This window comes from Roseomonas sp. TAS13 (assembly GCF_001950415.1).
GTDB classification, from domain to species: domain Bacteria; phylum Pseudomonadota; class Alphaproteobacteria; order Acetobacterales; family Acetobacteraceae; genus Roseomonas; species Roseomonas mucosa.
Map to the genome: position 1 here is coordinate 1 of NZ_BDLP01000439.1, position 3,243 is coordinate 3,243.

Annotated in this window: 4 protein-coding genes; all 4 read right to left on the reverse strand. The window is 72.5% G+C overall.

The window, feature by feature from the left end; all coding sequences use genetic code 11:
- Positions 1-606: DUF3140 domain-containing protein (locus ROTAS13_RS27845; protein ID WP_075823382.1), on the reverse strand; the 606-nt coding region annotated here is incomplete at its 3' end.
- Between the two features lie 115 nt (positions 607-721).
- Positions 722-1,567, reverse strand: coding sequence for a hypothetical protein (locus ROTAS13_RS21675; protein ID WP_058390045.1), 846 nt, complete (start codon positions 1,565-1,567; stop codon positions 722-724).
- 11 nt (positions 1,568-1,578) lie between these two features.
- Entirely contained in the window at positions 1,579-2,418 is an 840-nt protein-coding gene (locus tag ROTAS13_RS21680; RefSeq protein ID WP_019461361.1) for an NAD(P)-dependent oxidoreductase, read from the reverse strand.
- Between the two features lie 596 nt (positions 2,419-3,014).
- The coding region (locus ROTAS13_RS21685) for an RsmD family RNA methyltransferase (protein WP_171979195.1) at positions 3,015-3,243 on the reverse strand (229 nt) is incomplete at its 5' end.

Consider the following 3,243-nt stretch of genomic DNA (forward strand, 5'->3'; position numbering starts at 1 on the left):
TGCGGCGGGGGCTTCCGGCCGCGGGGCGGCCGGATCGTCTTCCGATCCATCCTCCGGGGCGGGTTCCGGCGCCGGCTTGCGGGCGGCGCGCCTGCGGGGCCTGGGCTTCTCCAGCCGCTCCGCCTCGCCGCCCTCGCCCCGCGCTTCCGCGGGGCTTTCCGGAACCGCTTCCGGAGAATCCTCCTCCGGGGAAGCGGCCTCCGGTTCCGCCTCCGACGGCGCCACGCCCGGCTCGCCGGAACCCCGTCCCGTCTTCACCGGGTCATGCCCCCAGTTCATCAGGCTGAAGCGCCAGCGGCTGTGCTCGATATCCTCCGCCGGCCCCTGGGCGAGATGCCGTCGGACATAGCCGACGACCCGCCGCATCTGCGCCAGCTCGTCCTCGTCCGGCGCGGCCCCGCCGCCGCGTTCCAGCATCTCCAGGATCCACCGGCCCGAATGATGGCCGACGGATTCCGCCTCGCCCTCGTCATGCCAGCCGACTTCCCAGCTTTCCGGCGTGTCGAGCCAGCGGCGCATCTCCTCGGCGGTCATGTTCACCAGATCGCCGAACTCGCGGCGGATGTCGTCGGCATCCTGCGCGTGATCGCTCGCGTGATCGCTCATGGGCTTCCCCTTCTCCTGCCCCCGGATTCTGCCGGAACGCCGGGGAGGGAATCCCGGTTGCCGGGGGCCGGGCGGCACCATGCCTCCCCTTCCTTCCCCGGCAAAGACCGCCGCCTCAGCGCAGGGTCAGGGCAACGCCCCCTTCCATCGTGCTCCCGGGCGGCAGCCAGTCCATGTCGCCATAGGGGATGAGGAAGGCGCGGTTGGGCAGGTCGGTGGCATGGCTCACCGGCTCCAGGCACAGGACCTGCGGCGCGCTGGGGGCATAGAGCTGCAGGTTGCCCGCCCAGCGCCCCTCGCCCGCCAGCCGCAGCCGCGTTTCGCCGAGATCGAATTCCAGCGCCCCGTCCCAGCCGGCATAGTGCCGGTCCTGCCCCAGCCAGCTCTCCTCGCCGCCCGAGATGCCCGCCGTTTCCTCCGTGGCCACCGGCAGGCCCCGCGCATCGGTGCGAACCAGATGCCGCGCCCGGAACGCCACCCGCGTTCCCGGGCGCCGCGCGAACCAGGGATGCCAGCCCGTGCCGAAGGGCATCACCGCCCCGGAGGTGTTGGTGATGGCAAGCCACAGCCGCAGCCCGGCCTCCGTCAGCGCGACATCCAGCACCGCATGGTAGCGGTAGGGCTGGTCAGCCTCCTCCATCCGCTGTTCCAGTCGCAGACTGGCGGCATCGCGCCGCAGCAGCATCCAGGGCCGGTCCCGCCCCAGCCCGTGGATGGCGTTGTGCCCGCGCAGGTCGTTGACCGGGAAGTGATGTTCGCCGCCGTTCCAGCGCAGCAGCCCATCGCCCAGGCGGTTGCACCAGGGCAGCATCAGGAAGGCGCCGGCCTGGCTGCCCACCGCCGCGGCGCCGACGGGCACCGGCGCCAGCACGTCGCGGCCATCGCAGCGCAGGCTGGCGAAGCAGGCCCCCTGCTCCGGCAGCAGCGCCGCCTGCCAGCCGCCCGCTTCGAGACGGATCACGGGGGCGCGGCTCAGCCGAGGGCGAAGGGGTCGCGCGGGCTCGGCGCCTCGCGGCTGTAGCCCGCGGTGGTATAGCCGCCGCCCTGGTAGCGTTCGGAGACCGGATCGGCCTTCTTGCCGCCCACCCGGTCGCGGAAGGGCTCGGCGCTGTCCTCGGGCTTCCAGCCGATGCGGTCGCGGTGATCCTCGCCCCAGAAGCTCGCCGGGTTGTCAGAGGCGCCCCAGATCACGCAATGCCCCGTGCGCTCGGCCAGCACGGCGCGCTCCATCATCCGCGCGAGGTCGCCATAGCTCAGCCAGGTGGAGAGCATGCGCGCATCCACCGGCTCGTCGAAGGAGGAGCCGATGCGGACATTGACGTTCTCCACGCCGTGCTTGTCCCAGTACAGCCGCCCCATCAGCTCGCCGTAGCATTTGCTCAGCCCGTAGAAGCTGTCGGGCCGGAAGGCGCAGTCCGCGTCCAGCTTCGCCTCGCCCTCCGCCGGCCGCTCGTGGAAGCCGATGGAGTGGTTGGAGGAGGCGAAGACCACCCGCGCCTTCTCGCGCCGCGCCGCCTCATAGACGTGATAGACGCCGCGCAGGTTCGGCCCGATCACCGTCTCGAAGGGCAGGTCGGTGCTGGCGCCGCCGAAATGCAGGATGGCGCCGCAGCCCTCCGCCAGCTTCAGCAGCGCGACGCCGTCGGCCAGGTCCATGCGGGTGAAACTCGCCTTCTCCGGCAGCGGGTCGGGGAAGGGCGTCAGGTCGGTCAGCCGCAGGGTCCAGCCCTTGGCCCCCAGTTCCCGCGCCAGCATGCGCCCCAGGTTGCCGGACGCGCCCGTCAGCAGGACGGGCTTGGACGGAATGCTCATGCGCAGAAATCTCCTGGACGGTGCCCGTGGGGCGGCCTCTGTGCGGGACTCGTGCGGCCCTGGTCCGGTGCCCAGGGCCATTGGCCCTATCCTCGCGCGGCCGGCGCGGGGCGTGAAGGCCCCCGGCCACGCCGAATCCACCGCGCGCCGGCGGGACCACCCCAAAGCGCCCAGGCGAAGCCAGAAACCGGAGCCCGGACGGAAAAAGAGCCGGCTGGACCGAAGTCCAGCCGGCTCGAAATGGCCTCCCCTCACGGGGCGACCGGTCGAACGACGATCTGCCGGGAATAGACCGCCGCCGATTTCCGCGGCAGCCGGACCGGAGCCCGACCGCGCAGTGCAGCATTGCACCGGCCCGCCTGACCCGGGCATGGGCCGGCCCTGACAAATCGTTCACGCGGTCCGCCGGCAGACAGGAGAAGCCCGGGCGGCACCCTTCCGCCACACCGTCCCGGCCGGTTCACGATCCCGTTCCAGCCTGCCCTCCGGCGTGGCATCCCCGAGTCCGAGCATTTCCCGGTCCGGGCATTCCCCGGTCCGGGCATTCTCCCGCCTGGAACCCCTGTTCAGGCGGCCCCGTTCAGGCTGCGCCGCGGTCAGGCCCCCGTGTCGCGCAACACCAGGACCCGGGCGGCCCCATGCTCCCGCTCGGCCAGCGGCTCCCAGCCCGGCAGGTCCGGCATGTCCTCCGCCCGGCCGGTTTCCAGGCAGCACAGCGCCCCCGGCGCCACCCAGCCCGCGCCACGCAGCGCCGGCAGCACCATCCCGGGCAGCCCGGCGCCATAGGGCGGATCGAGAAAGATCAGCCCGCAGGCGGATTCGGCC

Coding starts and splice junctions, on each gene's coding strand:
- ROTAS13_RS21680 (WP_019461361.1), bottom strand. CDS start 2,418: ATGAGCATTCCGTCCAAGCCCGTCCTGCTGACGGGCGCGTCCGGCAAC.